This is a genomic window from Sporosarcina sp. BI001-red (genome assembly GCF_003384035.1).
Lineage (GTDB): Bacteria > Bacillota > Bacilli > Bacillales_A > Planococcaceae > Sporosarcina.
Map to the genome: position 1 here is coordinate 71,578 of NZ_QQAK01000010.1, position 22,709 is coordinate 94,286.

The window sequence follows — 22,709 nt, forward strand, 5'->3', positions numbered from 1 at the left end:
ACTTTTTCTATTCCAACGTAAGCGTCAACTAAAACCCACCTAACCATCTAGGTGGGTTTTACTATATACTCTAATTCCTTTTCTTTTGTATTTGACAAGAGAAGTAGTAAATCAAGTGCCAGTATCAATTTGAAGGGTACATGTTAGTTTCAACGTTATTATTTCTTTTCTTAGTTTTGATCAGATGGCAAGAAGGTTTGTATGCGCTAAATTCACCCTTGCCCGACAACCTCGTCTTTTGAATGTATATATTGGGTAACCGTTTGCATGAACTCTTTATAGGAATCTCCCTTTTCCCCGAAATACATCAGATGCCTGCAAGCAAAGATAGCCCCTTCTTTTTCGTTTTGATAAGTGAAACGGATCAAGGGGTCGTTGCTCTTTTCTAACTCATGGATATTTACGTCCATTGAGGGGAAGGAATCTAAAAGACCTTCGTTAAAGAGGATTTCTACTAAGTGTTGAAAAGGGGTGGAGCCACAAGCAATTAGAACACTAGGCTGATGCTCAAGTAACACTTTCATAAACAACTGCTTCGAACGGTCGATTTCGATGCTTGGAATGGCTTTTAGCTCGTTAGCCTTAGCGGTAGGATAGTTGATAACATTCGTACGCAGTATGTTCTCGCCTGTCGCAGCCTCCAGCAGATTGATCATGCTGTTCGTTCCCAATCGAGTCCTTGAAACGCCTGTCCTTCCTTTGTTTAGGCGGAATTGTTTAAAAACACGGTCATATTGTTCTTCACTTAACAGCAGATCTACATACTCGTCTGATGGCCTATCATTAGAGCAAATCGGTGTAGCTGGATTACTGCCAATCAGAAATATGTTGTAAGGCTTAGACTGGTCTGAAGGTGTTGAGAAGGGGTATAAGTATGGTGAATCCGTTTTCTTATTTGCTGGTGCGACCAACGTCTTCAACTCTTCTTTTTTCATTCAATGTCTCCTCCTATATCGTGCATTCTAAGTGTTTCTTTCACAGTATTCCTGTTTCATCAAACAGCCTTAAGAGGTACCAGGTCATTTGCATTAAGGACAATATAAACTAGAACTTACACATCGTTTCATCCAAATTCGGAACAAAATAATTTCCGAATTACGTGATTTCAGTTGCGCTAACTTCTCTTGTATTTATGTATTTCAAGTTAAATGTAAAGTATGCAGCCAGACTTGGAGGTCTCGCAACGATTAATATAGATGATGACTAGTATGATATGCATGTACACTGTGACTTATGAAAAGTACCTATGTTTGAATCAGAGGTTGCCTGTGCATCACAAAATTCAGACACGAAGTAGACAATTTAAAATGCAAATGAATGGCAGAGTCCTTTAATCGAGCAATTGGTTAGAGGACTTTTCTATTCCAACAGGTTGAACTCTACTAAAAGTTCCAAAGACCCCACATCGAGAAAATAGATAAAAGGACTAATTTGTCAATCTCATACTATGCGGATATCCCTTTTTCATAGACGTATTTAAATCCAAGGCATGCAAGCAACCCAATATGCGTTGTTTGGATTCTTTAATCCATGTATCAGGTAAGCCAACGACAACAAACTGTTCCTTTTTTGATCGCAGATTCGCTTCAACAGGAATGACAGACCCTTTAGCAACCATCAATCACGTATTGAGTATAGGCCCAATGTAATGTAGTATATAAGTAGCGTTTTTATAGTGAAGGGAAGAGTGATGACGAGTATGATTAGATCGATGAAAAGTGGGATGAGTCTTCTTTTAGCATGTGTTTTACTGTTAGGAGTACTGGCGCCTGCAGTAAGTGCTGCGACCCCTACATGGAGTGAGTCAATTGCTCCTAAGACAACGAAGGATGTTAACAAGGTGTGGACGGTGACCTATTCGGACACTATCGATGCTTCGACTGTATCTGCTGATAATGTTCGGGTGGTTACTGAATCTGGGACTCCCGTGAAAACGGATGCTATTGTTGAAGGGAAAACGATTCTTGTCGTTCCTGTTGAGAGCTATATGCCAGGTAAGTATCTATTGTACGTAGGACCAGGGATCCATTCCACAAAAGGTAAGTTACAAAAAGCGGATATTAAGTTTTCCTTCGTTGTAGCTTCTGAAACGGAACAGGAAGGTAAGACTCAGGTAATTCAATCCATTAAAGAGGACAGCGTTCAGATTGGTGGTCAGCAGTATACTGTAACACCACAGTTGAAAGAGCTGTTTTCAGTTGCTAACCAGGATGCACTGAAAAACGCGTCTGTTACGTTCACTGCTTCAGAGACACAAGTGACGGAAGTTCAAGATTTGCATCTTGTGAATGGTGGCGAACAGGCAGCTGAACGAGTTCTCCAAGGTGGGGAAGGCAAAATTACCGGAAATCTATATGTAGAAAGTGACTACTATCATGTGAGTCATTTGGCAGTTCAAGGTGATGTTCTGTTTTCGGAAATAGTGACGGAAAGCTTTACAGCTGATCACTTGACGGTAGAAGGGACGGTAGCAGTGCCCGAAACTGTCCAGACGGCTGTCCAGACTTTTGCAGAATATCCAACTACACGCATGACGATTGTTTTCCAAGACTCTTCGATTGCAGTCATCGAGATTAGGAGGAAGGATACGTATGTACAAGGAATAGGGAACACGCAAGTGACTTCAGTGGCGATCATGGCCAATTCTGAACTGTACTTTGATACGAATGTGATCCTACCGAATGTGAAGATTTCAAAAGGGGTTACGTATATTGACTTGAACGCGACGATCAAGAACGTTGTGATCGAATCGAACAATGACATCCAAATCACGGGAAGCGGAGACTTTGAAAACGTGACTGTGAGTACAAATAAGACGGTTGACTTTTCTGCGAAAGGATCCATCGGGAACCTGAATATGGAGAATGGGACAGGGACCGTTGAGTTAGGCAATGAGCTGAACGTATCGAATGTGACATTGCCACCAGGCAAGATGGCAAACGAAGTGATTAGTAACTTTGAAGAGGTCAAAGAAAAAATCTAGAAAGTTGACAATGTCGATAACCCCGCTTATGTCCCTGGACAAGTGCCGGAGAATCCGAACGGTCACTTTGCAGCAGGCGTGTCGAAGGTTGAGGGGAGATATGGGTATGTCTCATTAAATGTTAAAAACCAAGGATCTAATGAGGTGAAGTATTTACAAAAAGACCGTTTCGAATCCCGCCCTACAAACTCGGGAGCAATTGGACAACCAGTGCCGAAAGAAGCTATTGGTTTCAATGATGGCGATCAGATTATCCAGTATTATGGACATGAGTTATTCATATACCAAGTGGATGCTGCTGGAACAATCATCGACTTGAAGAAGCTGGATGATCATACAATTGAGCGACCACGTTATGAAGTGAACGGAAGATTACTCACTATAACAGTTCCCATGATCCCTAAGCATTTATCCAATTACGGAGATAGTACGAACCTCTTCATAGCGACTGAGAATTTTGCCCAATCCTTTACAGATCTTACTGAAGACAAATGGACAAAGGTGGATGGTTTTCTGTCTATCGCCTTGCCATTAAATGGGGAAGCCAAAGGGATTACAAAGGTCATCACTGACTTCCCTTCATTTAAATTTATGACTTACCTGAATAGAGAATCCAATCCAGTCACTGAAGGACTATTATTAAATGAATTGTACGTACTTCTAAAGTTCGATCACCAAAAGACTAGAAGTTTTTACGTCAATGATTCTATGCACTATTTAGCTTGTGGATATTACGGTGATTTGTCTAATATAGAAGATCGTTGCAAAGAGCCAGGCTATAAACCTTTTCAGGATGATTCTTTAAGTATGGCGACATACCGTGAAGAATTACTGAAAAACGAGTTATCCGTAACGACTGCTGAAGAGTACAAACGAATTATTGCAAAAGTCGACCTACAGCTGAAAGACAAAGTAGCGATTTACGTCAAAGCGGACAAACAGGTGACCGGCTTGTTCAAAGATGATTTCTATCAATACGATGAGGGAAATCAACTTAAACCGGAAACGACACAACAAGATATCGACACTGCTCGCTTGGCGGTAAATCAGGTAAGTGATGAATTCACAGAGAAAATGTACCTGAATTGGCTCTTGGACACTGCTGGTATAGAATTATCCGGAGAGTCAGGTAGATAATTCGTAGGAAATAGATCACTCCTCTATCCCGTTGGCATGGGGTAGAGGAGTTTTTGTATTAGTTAGGGGAATGGATGGCCGAGATGACCTAGCTAAGCGTTCTTTTAGAGAGGACTGCGTAGTAGGAAGATTGTTACGAGTAATTCAGTTTATTCCAATAGCTGAGTAGTATGGTATTCAGAAGTGCGTTCAAAAAGGCTTCCCAGAGTTTATGGCAACAAGTATACTAGGAGTAAGTCAAAATAACTAACTGGAGGCAAGTCGTTATGATTCGAAAGTTGCTAACCCTACCCATGCTAATTACGGGAATTTTGTTTGGTTCTATCTATACAGCCTCCGCCGCTACGCCTTACGTTGTGGATCACCAGCCGGAGCTAAAGCGAGAAAACAGCATTGAGTTTGCTGTCGAAGATCAGGACAGGTATAAAGAAATCGTTACATCGTCATATCTGTCTGAAGAACCAGGGAGGCAAGTACGGGGAGCTGCTGTTTCGGCAATACCTGTAATTCCGCAGCTGGAACGTGCAACTGAATGGAAGTCGCTTCAGACGATCGAAGACCCGAACAAAGAATGGACGGTTACCTTCAGTAGCCCCGTTCAGAACACCGAAGTGAATCGAAAACGTGTTCACTTGTGGAATGCTGAAGGCGAAGAAGTGGCAGCGACTGTTCAAATCCAGACTGGAACAGTGAAAGTTTCTCCTGTGAAATCTTACCGCGCAGATGAAGTATACACGCTTTTCATTGAACAAGAGTTGACGAACAAAAATGGAAAAGCGCTAAGTAGGGCAGTCTATTTACAATTCAAACTGAAAGCCACATCTGTGCCGCAGAAGCCGGAGATTACCGAAGTGACGGATCTATATTCGGCGCTTTACTTGGGATTGAAAAATGTTGATGATATCATTATCACCGCTCCTTATTCAAGTGACAGTCAGGTCGTGTTCGCTGAACTGGAAAACGTGCTGAACGACCATCCTGAAATTTTCTATTTTCAATATCGGGGAAGCCTGTTTTACAGCAATGGCCGCTTTGCGGTCAAGTATGCATATCCAAAAGAACGAATTCTGAGCATGACCACAGAACTCAATGCAGCAGTAGAGACCGCATATGCTGCTTCGCTGAAACCGGGCATGAGTGAATATGAAAAAGTGAAGGCGATCCATGATTATGTAGTGCGGCACACTGCTTATGATTACGATAACTATTTGCAAAATACCATTCCGCTAGAGTCATATACGATTTACGGATTGCTAGTGGACAAGACGGCAGTATGCCAGGGGTATGCGCTGACGATGTCTTACTTACTAAATCGGCTAGGTATTGAAACGATCTATGTAATTGGTTCTAAAGAGATGAACCATGCTTGGAACAAAGTGAAAGTTGATGGGGAATGGTATAATCTGGACGCCACGTGGGACGACCCTGTTCCGGACGTAGCAGGGAAAGTCAGGTATACATACTTTCTATTATCCGATGTTGAAATGGGAAAATCCCATTCTTGGGATAACAGAAATTTACCTAACGCCATTTCGACCAACTATGAGTATATGGGACGGATGTGGGCATTTGACAGTGAAGACGGATGGCTGTATTACTCTAACGACCAGGATGACATTAAGCTTTATAAAATCCGGGAGAACGGAACGGGGAATCAGAAGATCAGTGACGCTCGGGCCAATGAACTGATCGTGTACGACGGGTGGATTTACTTCTGCAATTACTCTTACAGCGGCAATCTATTCAAAATGAAGACCGATGGCAGTTCATTGACCATGCTCACGGATTTCCATGTATCTGCGCTAGAGAAACGGGATGGTATGCTGAATTTCAAAGACGAAGCGAAAAATACTCGGTATGAGATAGATATGAGAAAGTAACGAGTAAAATCGTCTTCGCAGAAGTTGCCCATCCGGATGACTGTCACTTTTTTTACAGTATCGCTTGTGTTTACTTCGTTGGTTGTAATGGTCTTGCTGATCCATTGTCTTACTAAAGAAAAGGAAGTACTTATTGCGGTTGTGGCTTTATGGGAAACTGTTGGCGCGCCACCTAGCTGTGTATTGATCACTTCAATAAGGTGGGTTACCTTAAGAAAGTGTTAGGGCAACAAACAAAAGAAAGTCCTCTAATCGATTGCTCGATTAGAGGACTGACTCATTCATTTACATATCAAACGGTCTAATTAGTGTCTGGATTGTGTAATGTACTGCACGTATTTCTCCTATCACTTATATCGGTAGCTTTTTCTTAATCCTCTGCAAGAGACCTATGCCTCCCGCAGCCGCAAAGATAAACAATAACGGCAACAAGGGCTGGTTATATCGAGGATAGGCGAAGAATATGTCATTTAGAACAGTCAAGTACCCAATGATCAATCCAACAAAAATCCATTCCGTTCTTCGCTTTGGAAAAACAAAAAATGCAATTACACTTAATAGGAACAGCATACCTATGGATTTGTTGTATAGTTGTTTCATCGTATCTAACGGCACTCCGAGTATTTTTATCCAGTAGAAGGGTTGACTCCACTGTGCCACTGTTTTAGATATCGTGTATGTATACAAAAATTGCTTTGGATTATCGGCATACATTCTTTTCATCCGCTCTAGTGCAACGTCTTTCTGTGCTTGTTGTCGATCATAGTGCCAGCTATCCTTCATGGATTTCTCAATCCCGTCCATCACTTCATTATAAGATGGACCATACTTGTATCCATGCCCTTGGTAGGTCCCTAAGAGCATCGGGTTACCAGCACCACCTGACAGCGGAATGAATTCATGGTAATGTACATAATTACGAATCCACCAAGGGCTCATAACGAGAATCAGAAGGATTGCGGCTATACCAAACTGTTTTAAAGCGAGCTTCAAAGGATATTTTTTTAATATAAAGTAAATAAGTAATGGAATGGGCAGCAACGCAAGGGTAGGTCTGAAATACAACATGGTTAAATATAAGCTGATCACCCAGTAGAACCAGCTCATTCGAGGATCATGAGCGAGTCGAATTGAAAAGTAAATAAATCCTAAAAATAATGCTGTAAAGGGTGCTTCTGTCAACACTAGATTATCTGTTAAGATTTGAGGAATATAAATAGCAAGCAAGAAAGCACCTATCCATCCCGCGTAGCGATTAAACAGAAATTGACCGATTGCGTAAGTTAAGATAATTGAAAGTAGCCCGAACAAAATCATCATTAACTTGATCAGTGTCATGCTTACACCCGTTTGCCCAAAAACAAAAAAAGGTGCTAGTAATAAAGTGATTCCTGGTAAAATGTGAACAGTTGGTTCATCAATATATGTATAGGTAATTCCGTGGCCACTTAAAAAAGCTAACGCACTATTCATATACCCTCGATCATCACTCATCAGCGATAGCCAAGGTCCTTTTGTGAACAGTACGGCTAGACGAAGTGTTAAACCAATTAAAAGAATAACAAGTAAGCCTTTATGTTTTAAAACTCTGGTCATACGAAACGAGCGCTCCTTTCAATACCTCCTCGATTGTACCCCATTTGGAAAGCTTTGTATGCTACTATTAAGTAAAAGTACTTTTCCAAAAGCGAGGCAAGTAATGCAAAATCGTACACTTATTATTATCCCAGCTTATAACGAAGAATCTCAGATAGCCCGGACGATTCAATCCTTAGAAGGATTTGATTCGTTTGATTATCTGGTTGTCAATGACGGATCCAAGGATCGGACCAAAACCATACTCGAAGAAAATAAATTTCATCACGTGTCATTGCCGGTAAACCTCGGAATTGGAGGGGCTATGCAAACCGGCTATAAGTATGCAGAACGACATGGCTATGAGTATGCCATTCAATTGGATGCAGACGGACAGCATGATCCCAGTGACTTAGTAAAGCTATTAGATGCGATTGTAACCTCAGATGCTGACATGGTAATCGGGTCCCGTTTTGTTGAAAAAACAGGTTATAAGGGAACGAATACTCGTCGAGCAGGGATCTATTACTTCTATACCATGTTGCGCTTTATAACTGGGGTGAAGGTTTCTGACCCTACTTCAGGCTACCGGATTGTCAATCGTTCTGTGATACAATACTTCGCGCAAGAATATCCAGTTGACTATCCCGAAGTGGAAGTGATTGTTCAGCTGGCACGTAAAAAGAAGAAGATTCTTGAAGTTTCAGTAGAAATGAATTCACGGCAAGGCGGCGTGTCATCGATTACCCCTCTAAAGTCTATTTATTATATGCTCAAAGTAACATTCTTTTCGGTGATACGCTCATACTTATAAGGAGGGGTTGAAGTGGTTCAATTATTGGTGATTGTTGCAGCTCTATTATTTTTCATCCAAGTAATTTACTTAACGAAAGTTAACAAACTAGCGGATAAACAAGCGTTCATATGGCTGGTTTTTGCAATTCTAGGACTTGTTTCAGCGGCCATTTTACCATCCCTAAACAGTTTAACTATTGAGTTAGGTATCGCATATCCGCCAGCGTTAATTATATTATTCGCATTTTTGATTGTCCTATCCTTTTTAGTCTATCATACGATTTTACTCTCTAAGCAAGAGGGAAAAGTTAAAATCCTTATTCAAGAAGTTGCATTTTTACAAAAAGAATTACAAGACTTTAAAGACGAGAGGCAAAACAAATGAATCCTACACATCTTTTATTGATTCTTATTAATACCTTGATCCTTGTAAGTGGTCAATTTCTCTGGAAAATCGGCATGACGAGAGAAAATCCGAACTTTTCTTCGTTTAGTGCTATCGTGAAAGTCATGTTCTCCCCATACATATTAAGCGGGCTTGTTATCTATGGCTTCGCAACAGTTTTGTGGCTTTTCATCTTAACAAAAGTCCCATTGAGTGTTGCCTACCCTCTCCAATCACTCGCATACATATTCGCCGTTTTTGGTGCATACTTCCTGTTCAACGAACCTCTTGGGTGGTGGAAAGTATCAGGTGTTCTCCTCATAATGGTAGGTGTTGCTTTTGTGGGCATTGGCGGACAAGCGCAGTGAGATGATTAGTTGGTTATTGAAAAACCCAATGTTAGGTACGCAATATGAAAGTCCTCTAATCGAAACCGGTTGGAGGACTTTTTGTGACTGAAAGAGATAATCCAATCATAGTCGCCTTATTTACTTTCATCCAATAACACTATTTGCTTTTTCTGTATGTACTATAAAGCTTTAGCTATCCTGCTCCTAACAGTGTGCAAGTGGAGTTAGTTCCTGAAAAAGGTTGGAGAGAGTATAAGGAAAGATCTATCTAGTTAGATGGAAGAGGCGAATCAAGGTCAAAAACCACCTGGATTAATGATACGTATAGCCACAGTTGCTTACGATCCTTATTGTCGTTTTATAAAACAAGCAATATGATAAACTAATAGAAAAGAAGAACCTCCAAATGGTTCCAAATTGGGAACTTGGGGAAATGTGAGAGACCTTCGGAAAGGTGGTGCAGTATGAAACGAATTGTAGTAGTAACTTTTATAGTGTTTTTCCTAACGGCTTGTTCATCAGGTACATACGACAAAGCAATGGAACAGGGTAAATTAGGATTGGCAGATGGGAATTATGATAAAGCACTTGCTTCATTTGAACTGGCTCACGATGAAAAACCGAAAGATCAAGATGCAGCTGATTACAAAAAGATTTCGGAACAACTAGTAGACATGACAAAGTTAATAGAAGAAGAACAATGGAGACAAGCTGAAGGGAAAGCTCAAGTCTTAATAAGTCAATATGAGTTGCCTACCAGTTTAGAAAACAAATTGAAAGACATTGTAGCTGAATTGAAAAATAAGCAGTCGGTAATACTAGATATGGAAAGCCGACTTCAAAAAATTCAAGAGATGGCGGATTCAGGAAAAGTTGAAGAGCCAGCAAATGAGTTGGATACCCTTAAGCAATTACCTGAATGGAAGGATGTAGCTACTCAATTTAGTGAACAATTGTCACGGATAGAAGATAGTATTTCAACTTCAGAAAGAAAACGTCGAGAAATAGAGGCAGAGAAAAAACGCATTGAACAGGAAAAGAATGAACAGCAAGCCGCTGCTAAAAAGAAGGAGCAACTGTCAGCTAATTTGCAGAATCATTATTTACAAAAGCTGTATGCCATTAAGGATGGCCTATCCGATTTGGACTATCTCTACAAAAATGGGGTCACGTCAGAGATGATGGAAGCGACTGACGAAACCTATACTAGGTGGGACAATGCGCTCAACGAAATTTACAGCGTTCTTAAAAAGCAGTTATCCGATAGCGAAATGGAGAGTTTACGAGTAAAGCAACGAAGCTGGATGAAAGAACGTGATCAGGAAGCCGAGGAAGCCGCAGCTGAATTCGGAGAAGGCACTGCAGGTCCACTCACATATATGAGTGTAATGGCACAAAAGACTGAAGAGCGTTGTTATGAACTCGTAGAACAATACATGAAATAAGCAGATTGTTTAATGTAAGCAGCTGGCACTAAGTAAAGTAAGGGTGCATCGCAAAGTTGAGAATTATACCGAATACGTATGGGGGACTTGTTGAAACACTATTCAAAATTAGGAATAGTGTCAGAGTTGTGTGTGGTCCAGGTACCTACACAAAGAACCTCGCAGCGATTACGGATCGCTGCGAGGTTTTTAGTAATTTATCGAGTGCTGCCCACTTACTCAAAAGATTTAATGAGATCGACATTGTGCTTTTCCCAATCAGTTAAATAACCATTATAGGAATAGTCGGGGGTATACCATATTTTTGAACCGAAGTAGGATTGCAGCTCCTTCGATTCAAAAATGAATCCGTAACGTGCATAAATCTCGTTACGTGCGAGTCTTAAATCACTTTTTGAGAGTCCCTTCAAATCAGAAGCATTTAAGTACGTATCTCCGCTATAGGGGATAATGAAGTAATCAGTATAGGTACCGCCCACAGGTACTTCCTTTATAACTTCTTTCACAACGACTTTTTCAACGGGCTTTTGTGCTTCTTTCTCTGCTGCAGCGATTTTGTTTTTGTCTGCTGCCTTCTTATCGGACAAATCGGATTCCCACTTTTTAACTTCTGAAGAAGCTGTCGTTAAGTTTAATTTGGATTCAGTCCCAAATAGACTCGCTGGGAATTGTTTCTCCATTTGCTCTCCGTTGACCGTTGTTGAAATATGAAGTGGATAAATCCCTGCTAAGAATGGACCATATTCTGCTGTTTCTCCTTCACTTTCAAGGACACCTAGTTCCTGATTTTCCAGGGAGATATGTGTTTGTTCACCGAGGGATTCAACTTTTAGAACATAACCAATCGGATTGACAACATACTTCGAAAACACACCTAGATACGTTCCATCTTCACGCAAGGTAAACATGTCTGGAGAGGATTTATCTCTCAAGGAATCTTCAACATTTTGTAATAGAGAAGGATTCTTCTCAACGAGTGTTAAAAATCCTCGTAAACTTTCTTCATCAACTTTAATACGACCGTCTTTCGGTACAATAATTTCTTTTAAAACAGTTGTATCTTGTTGAATGACCGCTTCTAGGAACCGATCAGCCACTGCTTCTTTCCCAAACTCATTTTTCATGGAGAGGTAACTGAAAGTAACGGACGCTGCAACGATTACTAATCCAAGTAAAAGAAGTAAAGGCTTTTTAGACTTTCTACTTTTCACATACCCCGATCGTTGTGCAGCAGCATTTGCGATGAATTGCGATTTCCCGCAATTTGAACAGAATTCTTGATCTTCATTATTGGATGCGTGACACGTTAGACATTTTTTCATCTTTTTCTCCTTGTCATGGCGAATGTGCGATTAGTTGATTGTATACATCCCTATGGAGTGGGGGTATCGAAATATTTATCCATACAATTTCTTATTTTTGATGATCTCTGTATTGCGCAGTGGGTAACTTGAAATTAATGAAATGAAAAGTCCTCTACAATCATCAGATAGAGGACAACTTCGATGCGTCGGATAAGGTGTATTTGTTTTTTATGCACAAGGTACCTGGTTCTACATTGAAATAATCTTAAAGAACTTACGAATTTACAATCAGAAATCCATTCCCATATAGCCAATCAGTTCACCAATTGCTGAATCCATAATCAGTAGGCTGATCAGGAAACCGAGGATTGCTGTGAATGCAATATAGAAAAGGAATGCGTAAAATCCATCGATGGATTTTGTTTGATGTGCGAGCAGTTTGATCATCACATATGTTGGTACTGTACCGAAAGCCAGAATGATTCCGATGTACAGGATAATGCCTGAAACCGTGTAAGAACTAATGAGCGAAAGAAGAATACTCACTGCTGAAAGTGCAATCGGAAGCGCAAAGTATCCGCCGATTTTACGGATGATCTCACTGAATGTTTGATTCTCCGAGAATAGCTTGCTGGTCACGTAAACAGAAGTTAAGTTTACGGCCAAAACTAGTAACGAGAATAGGGCCAAGTAAAATACGATTGTTATGATAGAAGGTCCATCATAGATTCCGTAAGCAGCTCCGAAGAGTGAACGAATGATTGAGTAGATTGCGAGTGCCGTGAGCAGGATGTAAAGACCGATACTCAATAAGCCATTCTTCAAACCCGAATTCACTTGTTGGAAATGAGCAGAAGGTGATTTGACTTGCTGCAGCAGGAAACTCAAAAATAATTTGGATTCACTTTTCAACTTTTCAATTTGTTCGTTCGGTTGTGCAGGTGCTGTTTCTGGTTGCGGTGCTTGCTGATAATACTGGGCAGAATCGGGTTGAGTTGCAGCCGCTTCAGTTGGTTCAGTTGGTTCAGTTGGTTCAGTGTGTGTGGTATTGCTAATAAGAGCTGTACCACACTTCCCACAGAAGTTTCCTTCCGATTGAGTGTGCCCGCATTTTGGACAAGTTTTCATTTGAACGACTCCTTAATATTTTGTCTTTTTTGTATCCAAGTCAATGATGGCGTCTATTACATAATCACCATTCACCTTAGAAATCACATACTTTTTCTTTCGATCGTACCGCAGTGGTGAGTCCTCATAAGAACTATAATTGAATTTCTCGTAAGACAGGAGTTCAAAGGAACCGGAAGACTGCGGCGTTACTGAAGTGACGTCATTTAACAGGAATTCATAGAAGTAGCCTGGAATTGTACTGTGATCCGATACAAACTTCGCATAATCTTTACGGATTACGGAACCGGGTTTGAAATAGTTTTCAATGTAACTGAAGTCAGCATAATAGATTGCGTCTTCGTAATCAGAACGGAATCCCTTATAGAAGTCTTCAACCTCTGCTATTTCTTCAGTAAGTTGCTGTTCTTGCTGAACGTGTTCGAAAGCCAGATAGATTTCGTCGGAATCCGCAGGGACTTCAGATGACTTCACTTCTTTTCCGTCTTTGTCTTTGCTGACTGCCTGTATTTTTATGGACTTGTTCAATTGTGCAGGATAGATCTCTGATAGTTCACTGACCTTTTTCTTTGTGGAAGTACCGTTAATGTAGACAGTTGCATCTTCCAAGTCTGAGTCCAAATAGAGTGTAGTGAAATCCCAATCGATATCTAGTTGCTGCCTGTTTGACTCATCCGGAGTTAATGTATAAGTACCTTTTCCTGCTAGTGGCATAAAACCGCCGGTCGATTCGAAGGACCATTTGTATTCTCCAGGGATGAATTGCCCGATTAAAACAGATTCCTCGGCTTGAGCCGCCGTGATTTCCTCACCGCCGAAATGGAAGGTTGTATTTCCAAGTGGCGGTGTAACTGTAACGGCAGTCGGCAAAATTGTGAAATTCACATCTTGATAAAGTCCAAGGACTACAGGTTTCTTCGTTATGGAAATGAATTCTCCCGTATCGTAGATCATGTCCGCAGGCTTTTTGTTTTTAATCTTTTCTGCTTCGTATGTAAGTTCGTTTCGGAGATCTTTCCAGCCGTACTCACTGACAAGTGCATAAAAATTATCGGCACTGGCAATCGTTCCCTTTTTAAGGGTGAATTGTTTAAAGAATGCTTCATGATCCTGATTGTTGTAAGCCGTATTCATGCTGTCGATCTTCTTCATAGGATCGTACATGTTTTGCAGGATAAAATGGGTTGATATAAGTCCGATAGCTACAAGGCCTGCTAGAATCAGCATGATTTTAGAACTTTTCTTCATAGGTTTCTTCGGTGGGACAGTGGGCGTATGTACAACAGATGCTGCAACAGGTGGCGGTGAAGTAGGATTGGCTGTCTGTTGTGCATCATTCACTTGGAACGTCTTTCCACAATTTGAGCAAAAGTCTGCTTCTTCAGGATTCGGTTTCCCACATTCTGTACAAAATTTCATAATCGTATCTCCTTTCTTCAATTGAATTGTATTATACAGGAACAAATATAGGAATAAAAGAGTGCGTACATATGCTTATCTGTCAATAAGAAAACAGAAAATTTGTAGGCAATTCTTCTAATCATATGCGTTAAGGTAAAGTTAATGAGCAGGAATGAAAATAAAAAACGAAGTCCTCAACTAACAGGACTCCGTCTTAGTGAATGAGTAATTTTGTTCAACGCACTTCAGAAAAACCAACTAACCAATCTCCTTTATACCAATGCTTCAGAGGTCTCCTGCGTTGTTGTATCGTCAGAGTTAATCAACCGCAACGCCACTTCCAACGCCTTATCCGGATTCCCTTTAGCCGTATAATAGTTTAACAAATCTCGATCATATGTTTGCGCCGTTAACGTATACGCATGTGATTTTAAATAGGGAAGAACGCTGTCGAATAAATACCTATGGTACTCATCCTTCTGATGAAAAACTGAAAACTTAAGTAGGGTGAAAATGAGGCGATACAACGTTTCGTTGCACAAGTCTGCAATGTTCAGACCATCTTCGATCAGGTCAATCAGTTCTTCTTGGGGCAGGAACTTTCCAATAAGTGCATTGCGTGTATTGACCTCCAATGATAATAGGTACAGGGGAGAATATTTGTCTTTTAATGCCATGGATTCTTTATAAAGCGATCCTGCCAATTCGTAATTTTGTCTCTTAAAGTGTTCGTAGGCGAAATTAAGCAGCACTTTTGCTTTTTTCTCCTGGGAATTACACAAGTCGCATAGTTTTATCAGGTTTTCGTATTGTTCGATTGTATCGTTGAAGTTTCGATATTGGCCGGACTCCACTTGGATGAGCATCAGGTTTTCGGTATCAATTTAGCTAGACATCTGGACCTCACACAATTCAAACCCAACATAACGCTAGTTCTTCAAGTTAATGCATCTCAAATTTTCAGGTAAGAAAAGAGCTCATTGTCCCTTAGCGGGAACGATGAGCTCTTTGTGATTTCAAAGGTATAACTAGTAATGTTTTGTCTATGAGTGCGTCATTTAAGGTTTCTTATTTCCTCACAGATGGCCAAATCGTGGACTTTTTACCTCATTCCACTTATGCATTCTTCTCAAGTGACTTCTCAGCCACATTGCCGCCGTCTTTCAAGTAAGTGAGCATACCTTCAGCAGCACGGTAGGCGAAAGCACCGATTGTGACGGTTGGATTGTAGTTACTGTTGTGCGGGAAGGATGATCCGCCTACAACGAATAGGTTTTCCATGTCCCACATCTGGGAGTAGGTGTTGACTGCGGATGTCGCAGGATCTTGTCCCATGATGGCACCGCCGAAGAAGTGGTCAGTGTAGAATTTATGGTCGAATTCGATATCATCTTTTACTTCATTGACGTTCATCGAATCGGCGCCCATTTTGTCCATGATTTCTTCGCATCGGGCAACACCAGCTTTTGCTCGGTTGCGGTCTTGCTGTGAGTACGTCACGGTCACGCGGAGAAGCGGGTTACCGAGTGCGTCCTTGTAGGTGGGGTCTAGATCCATGTACGTTTCTTTGTTTGGCAAAAAGCCGCATTGAGCTGTGATGAACAAATTCCGGTTGAAGTATTTCAAAGATTGTTTCTTGAAATCCTTGCCCCATCTCGGTGTGCCTTCAGGAACTTCGTTGTGAGCGATTGGGCGAGTCCCAAGCTGACTGTAATGCACTTCGTAGCCGTGCAAATAGTCGAGCTTTGTATGGTCTTCGTTGTCTCCGCTGAAATCATCAATCGATGCGCCAAGACCGCCAGTGCCCATGAAGTTGTTGAACTTCTTGTCTTCGAAGAATCCGCGTGCACCGATATAGGTAGATAAGTTGTTGAAGTGGCCGGTGAAGTTCTTGCCGATGATTCCTTGGCCAGTTTTCGGATTGTATGGCTTCCCGATTTTTGAAGAGAGCAGTAGCTGGGTATTTGTGAAAACGAAACCGGCAAGTACGACGATATCCGCAGGCTGTTCAAATTCTTGGCCAGTCGTGATGTCTGTGTATACGAGACCCGTCGCTTTTTTGCCGTCATGGCTCACCCGATTGACGTTGGCACTGTTGCGGATTTCAAGGTTGCCTGTCTTGCGGGCAGTTGAAAGTACGGTACCGATCGGATCGGATTTCGCTCCGAAGTCACAGCCGTAGTCTTCACAAAATGCACAGTAGACACATCCATTGATTTTTTCACCATCCGGATTTTCATAGTTCTGGGAAAGGTTAGCCGATGGAATCCGATAAGGGTGATAACCGAGCTCTTTCGTTGCCTTGCTGAATAACTTGATAGTCGGCGTTTCTTTCATCGGAGGATTCGGATACTTATCGGATCGTGGCGGACCAAGCGGATTTTCCTCGCCTGAAATGCCAGCGGTCTTTTCATATTTATCATAATAGGGCTCAAGTTCATCATACGTGATGCCCCAGTCCTGCATGGTCGAATCTTTCGGGATTTTGTCCTTGCCGTAACGTTCCACAGTTTTACTGTAGATTTCAAAATCATATGGGAGCCAGCGGAAAGCCATTCCGTTCCAGTGATTTCCGGCGCCTCCTGTATGATTTCCGAGACGGGCGTTCGAGTTGTTGCGGACAGGGATCGCTTCTTTGTTGATGGAATTCCTAGAAGTCATCGTTGTCTTACTTAAGTCTTGCATTAGATCATAGCGTTTTGAATAGCGCAATTCGTCTTTTGTACCGACGAAGTCTTCATGCTTCTTATCTTGACCTCGCTCGAGGATGACGACCTTATAACCTGCTTTCGTCAGCTCGGCGGCTGCGATACCGCCAGTCCATCCCGATCCGACGATGACGGCATCCACTTTTTCTAATTTCTTGACCATTGAAACTCCTCCTTATGCACGTAGTGATTTAGTGTCCTTGGTAATCTCTTAAGCTGACAGGTTCAAGTTTTTGGAATTCTTCTTGCTCCATATAACCCGCGTATGAGGCTTGCGCTCCTGGAAATTCTTTCATCTTCCAGCCTTCCATGTTCCGGTTGCCGCCGTATTGAGGATCTGCATAAGCACCTTCTAATGTGGACTGCAGCAACAAATTGAAAAACTCGGATGCCTGCACGCCTCTCATAGCGACTTTGTCGTTTTCAAAGTCGGTCAGCAGTTCGATCTGCTGATCTTCCTGCGCCTCATCAAATGCTAGTTTGAAACGCTTTTGACTCTCGTCATCGAGTGACCGAAGTCCGAGCAAGAAAAGATCACCGCGATCGAGGATGGATTGTTCCCCGGCAGAACCTGCACTTTTATCATTGTCTTCCAGTTTGACAGCATACGGGCTTTGACGGTAATCACGGCCATTGATGCCCCATCGTCCGGCAAGCTGCTTATCTATGTAATAGGGAACACCGAGCTTGATGGCGCCTGGTCCAAGTTCGTCTTCAGGCAAAATCTGTTCAGTTGCAGCCGACAACACGTTGAAATCGTGAGCACGTGTAAAGAACTGCCGTGCTTCCATGCTCATCGTTTCATGATCCTCTTTAGTGACTACCTTCTTATCATCTTTTTTGTCTAAACGATTGGTGATCAGTCCGCCGAATAGAGATCCTCCGACAAGACCTCCTGCAAGAACGCCTGAAGTCTTCAGGAATTTCCGCCGACTCATATCTTGCTGCTGCTGGGCTGCGTCTTTAGCAGTCCGAGGTGGTCGATTGTCCTCCACGTTTAATCCCTCCATATAACTCGAATATTGTTGAATTAATGTAAATCTATTAATCAACTGAATCACTATAGCATATTGAAAGCTTCGGCTGTCGAATTATGTTTTATGAAACTTATGGTTGATTCGATAGACTTAGTTTTTTGTTAAATATTAATAGATTAGTAGAGTCGGAAGGTTTCTTCACCTTGCAAAACTAAGAAATTGATCAGAAAATTTAATGAATGTACATAGTAAATACCGACATTGTAAAGTTGGGATTTGAGGTTTGTATAGTATTTGTAAGGTTTGACGAAAGCATCTATTTGCATAAAAATATACCATTTTTATCCATGTTTGGTTTTATCATGACTAGGCTTTTAAAATCGCGCGCGTAGCATAATTGCAACTTACCGCTGATGAAACGTACCGCATCTTGAAAATATAGGTGAGTGCTGGCGAGATGTATGCTTTCCGCCAAAAACAGCGCAACGGACTGGTCTTCTGTGACAAGGAGGAGGAAGTTGCCCGGAATGTGAGTGGCGCAGTGGGTGAATGGAATTACTGATGGAACCCTGGTGTACTTGACGCAAGAACGGTGCTAAGAGCTGGTACAGGGTTATATGAAGTGATGACAATGACAGCGAACTTGTGAATGGTTGGTCGCCACTTCAAATTCTCTTTCCTATCACGAAGCAGGACTAAGCAACCTCTTGACCGTGTCTTTACATTGAGGATGGCAGGCTATATTACTCTAACGTACTGGACGGCATTAAGCTTTATAAAATCCGGGAGAACGGAACGGAGAATTAGTGACGTGCTAGCCAATGAACTGGTTGTGTTCAACAGGTGGGTTCGACAGCCAAAATGGTATCTTGATGCTTTCTGTGAGGAGAACGTGTTAGAGATCTGGAGCAAATTTAGAGGACACGCGCACAGGTCAGTCATTGAATTGAACCTACATGTCGTTAGATTCATCATAGTTGTGGGAAGGTATACCGACAAGCTCATCTAAGTGGTTGATACCTTGTGCCAAGTTGTGAATGGTTCAAATATTATTTTCGATTCCCAAGGGAGCTTCGTTACTACAACCAGTCGACACAATTCTACAATTTTTTTTAATATAATTCAATATTTCATAAATAATTTGTGCATAAATGTATTAACTAGTATACTTGATCTAAGTCAAAAGTCTCGGAGGTTACTATGGGAAGAATAAGCAATGATCGTGGATATGCATTGATTCTTGTTCTATTGCTCATTGTGCTTATTACTAGCATGGGAGCCGTCTTTATGCGTGGTGCTATTAGTAATGCCAAGCAGGAAAAAAGGACGGATAACAATCATTTGTCAGTTGTTGCCGCAGAAATGGGCGCAGATTACTATGTGGTTTCATTCACGAACGGCTATTTTGAGGTGAAGGACCGCTTATGGAAAGAGGCCGTTGCAAACTTTTATAGAGAAGTGAGGGATCCGGAGTCAAAAAAGACGACTAAAGAAGTTGCTACATTTTACAATAACCAACTGAAAGACGCGTTGGTGACTGAGTTTGATCAAATAAAGAAAAAGATGCTTCCGCAAGGAGTACTATATATTCCAGGTCCAGAAACTTTTCAAATCAGTATTGAAGGGAAACAGATTGCAGTGTTAGGAAGTGTAGAAGGTACTTATGCAGACGGCAAGTCATCGATTCTAGGAATCAATTTGAAATTCGACCTTCCAGATGTGGAGAACTCTTCAAATGGCACCCCAGGCGAACAAATACCTCCAGGAGCCGATGATTCGATTCCTGAATTAGTTTTCATACCATTCACTATTCCTGCAGTCCAGATGTTGCCATCTTTCATTGTAGCAAAGGAAGAAAATATTGGGACAGGCGGTAATCAAGATCGAATTATTCGTAGCAAGGGAAATATTGACACGTCTACAATACAAGATTTTACAAGTTCGGTCAGCCTACTTTCTGAAAAATCTATTAATACAAATAAGATTTATAACAGTAAAAACGTGGATGTCCAATCCAACGGAGGATTTACCACAGGTCAACTACAGAATAATGATAAAAGCTATTTAAAGATATCATCACTAGGTAACGTACAAGTGAATGGAACAACGTCAAATAACTTGAACACTGAAATAATCACCAATGGAAGTTTTGGTTCAACTGGAGTTGTACAGGACAATAAGGGGTTTCTGACAATACAGTCATCTGGGAATTATGAATCAGGTAATTTATATGGCAATACAAACACTACTATACTATCAAACGGTAATTTTATAACTAAAAATGGGTTGATTCAAAACAATAAAGGATTTTTAAAGATGAATGTATCCGGCACTATTACTACGCAAAATATCTATGAGAATGAAAATGTAGATATTAAAGTAGGCGGAAGTCTAATTGCAAATCAGATAGGCAAAAATAAAGGCAATCTATCCATTATGGCAGGGGAAAACATTACAGCAAGTGACTTGCATTACCATGACAACGAAGTGTATATACAAGCAGGGAAAAACTATAATTCAGTGAGTAAAGATAAGAAGATAGAAGGGAATAAGAGTAAGTTAACAATTTTAACTGAAGGGAACTTTTCCTCGGGGGAGATTTTAAGCAATTCGGGTGATGTCTTCATACAGTCAAATGGAAATTTCACAGCGAATGGTATCAATAATAACCAAAAGAGCATCAGGTTGTCCTCGGTTGGTGAATTCATTTCCGAAGAGCAAGTGATCACAAATAAGAATATGATGATATCGTCGCAAGGAAATATTACCTTTAAAAAAATATTTGATCAAAACACAGATTCGTTTGTAAGCAGTGGTAAAAACTTTGAATCAGGAAAAATGCAAGGCAATTCAAATGTTACCGTAAAAGCAGTAAACGAGTTGAAAGTCCAAGGGTTATTTTATAATAACCCTGGAACTAGACTGTTTAGCAGAGGTAATATTGTTATGCAAAAAATAGAGAATAACGATAACGTAACAATAGTTGCTGAAAAAAATTTCAATGCTGAATCAATTATAAATAACCGTGATTTATTGATTTGTGCGGGCGATGATTTCTCAGTGAAAGAAATAAAGGATAACCAACGTTTGAAAATCTATGTAAAAAAGCCGGGATTGGCAAATGGAACTACCATTATTCTTTTAGACAAGAAAGAATGGAAAGAAAAATGCAGCATGGACGGTGAACTCCCTGAAGAAAAACCGGATGAACCTGAGAAACCTCAGATTGAAGAATGGTCTATGCCTATGGTGGATGTAACCTACCGATAAGACTACCAGCTGTGGAGTGAAGAGACAGAAACTATGAATAAGCATATCCAATCGGTGAATCCGCATGTCCTCGAGTTTATAGACTTGAAGGGCATACGGGTTTTTTGTTTTAGGAAAGTAAACCAAGTTCTTTAACTTCACATAAAATTTGGGTAATAAATTGATTCCTCAGTGTCCAGGATTTTATAGAGAATGATTTTATGCTGTCAATCGTCCTCGAAATAACGATCTTTTCTTGTGAAAAACCACTGTTCAATAGTGGCTTCCGATTCATTTACTCTAGCTGATATAGCAAAGCGACCTGAAACCTCTTCCTCTTTAATCATGATATTTACATCGACACTTCACTCACTAACATCTGAAAAATGTTAACATGTGGAATATTAGTATAAGCAGTTCGATTCTATCAACTATATGGTAATATTAGAAATTGAATGGTATTCAAGCATTGTGTTTGGTTTGAAGACCGTAAGATCATTGAATAGGAGATGGAATTGAAAATGAAAAAGGTATTATTTTCTTTATTGATGGGTTCTTTGTTACTACTTGGTGCCTGCAGTGAAGAGGGAGATTCATCAAAAGAAAAGGAAACTGTAAGTGATCAAAAATCGAAGGGAACCGTAGATGCGAAAGACTTTAATAAGATGTATACCAATCCCGATAAGTATAAAAACTATCAAGTCAGCTTTACGGGGAGAGTCTTTACAGATCCAGAACGTGATGATAACGGTATCTATCTACAAGTGTGGGCGGATCCGAAAAACGGTGAAAAAAACATTCTTGTTGGATACTCTGACTCAGACCTTGAAGTCAATATGGATGATTACATAAGTGTTGAGGGTGTAGTTGAGAAGACATTTGAAGGTGAAAATGCATTTGGAGCAAAAGTGGTAGCACCTGTCATCAAAGCCTCGAAAGTAGAAGTGCTAGACTATATGGCAGCTGTTGCACCAACGCTGAAAACGATAGAGGTCAATCAGGACATTAACCAGCACGGTTTTATTGTGCATGTGGATAAAGTGGAGTTAGCAGAAAATGAGACGCGGGTATATGTCAAAGCTAAAAATGAATCAAAAGACAATGTTTCGTTATTCTCCTCTAGTACTAAGTTAATCGTCGGTAGCAAACAAATGGAAGAAGATATGAACTATGAAGCGGACTACCCCGAACTACAATCTGATCTGATTCCAGAAACAGAAACTGAAGGAATCATTACTTTTGGAAAGATAGACGAGACTGAGAAAACGCTGAAGTTCTATGCTGAGGGGTACTCGGACGATTACGAATTGGACATTGATCCTTTCGTGTTCACAATTCAGAATGACTGAGTGCGTTAAGTAAACGTGCAATACTTGGGCGAATTGATTAAAA

At 40.9% G+C, this 22,709-nt stretch carries 17 protein-coding genes; 9 read left to right on the forward strand and 8 right to left on the reverse strand.

Annotated features, from left to right (window positions below; all coding sequences use genetic code 11):
- Positions 1–212: 212 nt before the first annotated feature.
- Positions 213–935, reverse strand: coding sequence for a hypothetical protein (locus DVB69_RS05215; RefSeq protein WP_116017299.1), 723 nt, complete (start codon positions 933–935; stop codon positions 213–215).
- A 755-nt stretch (positions 936–1,690) separates the two neighbouring features.
- Here DVB69_RS05215 and DVB69_RS05220 point away from each other — a divergent pair.
- The 3 genes from DVB69_RS05220 to DVB69_RS05230 all read left to right on the forward strand — a co-directional run bounded on the left by DVB69_RS05220 (position 1,691) and on the right by DVB69_RS05230 (position 6,000).
- A complete protein-coding gene (locus DVB69_RS05220; protein ID WP_116017301.1) occupies positions 1,691–2,983 on the forward strand; it encodes a hypothetical protein in 1,293 nt (430 codons plus the stop codon).
- 144 nt (positions 2,984–3,127) lie between these two features.
- A complete protein-coding gene (locus tag DVB69_RS05225) occupies positions 3,128–4,120 on the forward strand; it encodes a hypothetical protein (RefSeq protein ID WP_147300754.1) in 993 nt (330 codons plus the stop codon).
- A gap of 266 nt (positions 4,121–4,386) precedes the next feature.
- Positions 4,387–6,000, forward strand: a complete 1,614-nt coding sequence (locus DVB69_RS05230; protein ID WP_116017305.1) for a DUF5050 domain-containing protein — start codon at positions 4,387–4,389, stop codon at positions 5,998–6,000.
- A 351-nt stretch (positions 6,001–6,351) separates the two neighbouring features.
- Here DVB69_RS05230 and DVB69_RS05235 read toward each other — a convergent pair whose 3' ends face one another.
- Complete coding sequence (locus tag DVB69_RS05235) at positions 6,352–7,596, reverse strand: ArnT family glycosyltransferase (RefSeq protein WP_116017307.1); 1,245 nt, start codon at positions 7,594–7,596, stop codon at positions 6,352–6,354.
- 103 nt (positions 7,597–7,699) lie between these two features.
- On the opposite strand from DVB69_RS05235, the gene DVB69_RS05240 reads away from it, so the two are divergent.
- The 4 genes from DVB69_RS05240 (at position 7,700) to DVB69_RS05255 (ending at position 10,550) form a co-directional block, all read left to right on the forward strand.
- On the forward strand, positions 7,700–8,389 hold the full coding sequence (locus DVB69_RS05240; protein ID WP_116017973.1) for a glycosyltransferase family 2 protein: 690 nt from the start codon (positions 7,700–7,702) through the stop codon (positions 8,387–8,389).
- 12 nt (positions 8,390–8,401) lie between these two features.
- Entirely contained in the window at positions 8,402–8,755 is a 354-nt protein-coding gene (locus DVB69_RS05245) for a DUF2304 domain-containing protein (RefSeq protein ID WP_116017309.1), read from the forward strand.
- Entirely contained in the window at positions 8,752–9,123 is a 372-nt protein-coding gene (locus DVB69_RS05250; RefSeq protein WP_116017311.1) for an EamA family transporter, read from the forward strand. The genes DVB69_RS05245 and DVB69_RS05250 overlap by 4 nt, the downstream gene beginning before the upstream one ends.
- A gap of 446 nt (positions 9,124–9,569) precedes the next feature.
- Entirely contained in the window at positions 9,570–10,550 is a 981-nt protein-coding gene (locus DVB69_RS05255; protein ID WP_116017313.1) for a lysozyme inhibitor LprI family protein, read from the forward strand.
- Between the two features lie 215 nt (positions 10,551–10,765).
- On the opposite strand, the gene DVB69_RS05260 is transcribed toward DVB69_RS05255, so the two are convergent.
- The 6 genes from DVB69_RS05260 to DVB69_RS05285 all read right to left on the reverse strand — a co-directional run bounded on the left by DVB69_RS05260 (position 10,766) and on the right by DVB69_RS05285 (position 18,086).
- Positions 10,766–11,872: a YARHG domain-containing protein gene (locus DVB69_RS05260; protein ID WP_116017315.1), complete on the reverse strand. Its 1,107-nt coding sequence runs from the start codon at positions 11,870–11,872 to the stop codon at positions 10,766–10,768.
- A gap of 270 nt (positions 11,873–12,142) precedes the next feature.
- The gene (locus DVB69_RS05265) at positions 12,143–12,982 is read right to left on the reverse strand and encodes a zinc ribbon domain-containing protein (protein ID WP_116017317.1); all 840 of its coding nucleotides are present in this window, start codon (positions 12,980–12,982) and stop codon (positions 12,143–12,145) included.
- Positions 12,983–12,994: 12 nt separating this feature from the next.
- Positions 12,995–14,401: a TcaA NTF2-like domain-containing protein gene (locus DVB69_RS05270; protein ID WP_116017319.1), complete on the reverse strand. Its 1,407-nt coding sequence runs from the start codon at positions 14,399–14,401 to the stop codon at positions 12,995–12,997.
- A gap of 254 nt (positions 14,402–14,655) precedes the next feature.
- Positions 14,656–15,135 (reverse strand): hypothetical protein, encoded by a 480-nt coding sequence (locus DVB69_RS05275; RefSeq protein WP_116017321.1) that lies wholly within the window; start codon positions 15,133–15,135, stop codon positions 14,656–14,658.
- 364 nt (positions 15,136–15,499) lie between these two features.
- Positions 15,500–17,254, reverse strand: a complete 1,755-nt coding sequence (locus DVB69_RS05280; RefSeq protein WP_116017323.1) for a GMC family oxidoreductase — start codon at positions 17,252–17,254, stop codon at positions 15,500–15,502.
- A 28-nt stretch (positions 17,255–17,282) separates the two neighbouring features.
- A complete protein-coding gene (locus DVB69_RS05285) occupies positions 17,283–18,086 on the reverse strand; it encodes a gluconate 2-dehydrogenase subunit 3 family protein (protein WP_233505326.1) in 804 nt (267 codons plus the stop codon).
- A 1,182-nt stretch (positions 18,087–19,268) separates the two neighbouring features.
- On the opposite strand from DVB69_RS05285, the gene DVB69_RS05290 reads away from it, so the two are divergent.
- Together DVB69_RS05290 and DVB69_RS05295 are read left to right on the forward strand one after the other, a co-directional pair.
- The gene (locus tag DVB69_RS05290) at positions 19,269–21,338 is read left to right on the forward strand and encodes a hypothetical protein (protein WP_116017327.1); all 2,070 of its coding nucleotides are present in this window, start codon (positions 19,269–19,271) and stop codon (positions 21,336–21,338) included.
- A 500-nt stretch (positions 21,339–21,838) separates the two neighbouring features.
- Complete coding sequence (locus DVB69_RS05295) at positions 21,839–22,666, forward strand: DUF4352 domain-containing protein (RefSeq protein ID WP_116017329.1); 828 nt, start codon at positions 21,839–21,841, stop codon at positions 22,664–22,666.
- Positions 22,667–22,709 lie beyond the last annotated feature (43 nt).

What these genes read in the sequence shown, in the direction of transcription:
- DVB69_RS05295 (WP_116017329.1), top strand. Translation starts at nt 21,839, where the DNA reads ATGAAAAAGGTATTATTTTCTTTATTGATGGGTTCTTTGTTACTACTT.
- DVB69_RS05255 (WP_116017313.1), top strand. Translation starts at nt 9,570, where the DNA reads ATGAAACGAATTGTAGTAGTAACTTTTATAGTGTTTTTCCTAACGGCT.
- DVB69_RS05235 (WP_116017307.1), bottom strand. Translation starts at nt 7,596, where the DNA reads ATGACCAGAGTTTTAAAACATAAAGGCTTACTTGTTATTCTTTTAATT.
- DVB69_RS05280 (WP_116017323.1), bottom strand. Translation starts at nt 17,254, where the DNA reads ATGGTCAAGAAATTAGAAAAAGTGGATGCCGTCATCGTCGGATCGGGA.
- DVB69_RS05215 (WP_116017299.1), bottom strand. Translation starts at nt 935, where the DNA reads ATGAAAAAAGAAGAGTTGAAGACGTTGGTCGCACCAGCAAATAAGAAA.
- DVB69_RS05240 (WP_116017973.1), top strand. Translation starts at nt 7,700, where the DNA reads ATGCAAAATCGTACACTTATTATTATCCCAGCTTATAACGAAGAATCT.
- DVB69_RS05260 (WP_116017315.1), bottom strand. Translation starts at nt 11,872, where the DNA reads ATGAAAAAATGTCTAACGTGTCACGCATCCAATAATGAAGATCAAGAA.
- DVB69_RS05265 (WP_116017317.1), bottom strand. Translation starts at nt 12,982, where the DNA reads ATGAAAACTTGTCCAAAATGCGGGCACACTCAATCGGAAGGAAACTTC.
- DVB69_RS05290 (WP_116017327.1), top strand. Translation starts at nt 19,269, where the DNA reads ATGGGAAGAATAAGCAATGATCGTGGATATGCATTGATTCTTGTTCTA.
- DVB69_RS05270 (WP_116017319.1), bottom strand. Translation starts at nt 14,401, where the DNA reads ATGAAATTTTGTACAGAATGTGGGAAACCGAATCCTGAAGAAGCAGAC.
- DVB69_RS05250 (WP_116017311.1), top strand. Translation starts at nt 8,752, where the DNA reads ATGAATCCTACACATCTTTTATTGATTCTTATTAATACCTTGATCCTT.
- DVB69_RS05220 (WP_116017301.1), top strand. Translation starts at nt 1,691, where the DNA reads ATGACGAGTATGATTAGATCGATGAAAAGTGGGATGAGTCTTCTTTTA.
- DVB69_RS05230 (WP_116017305.1), top strand. Translation starts at nt 4,387, where the DNA reads ATGATTCGAAAGTTGCTAACCCTACCCATGCTAATTACGGGAATTTTG.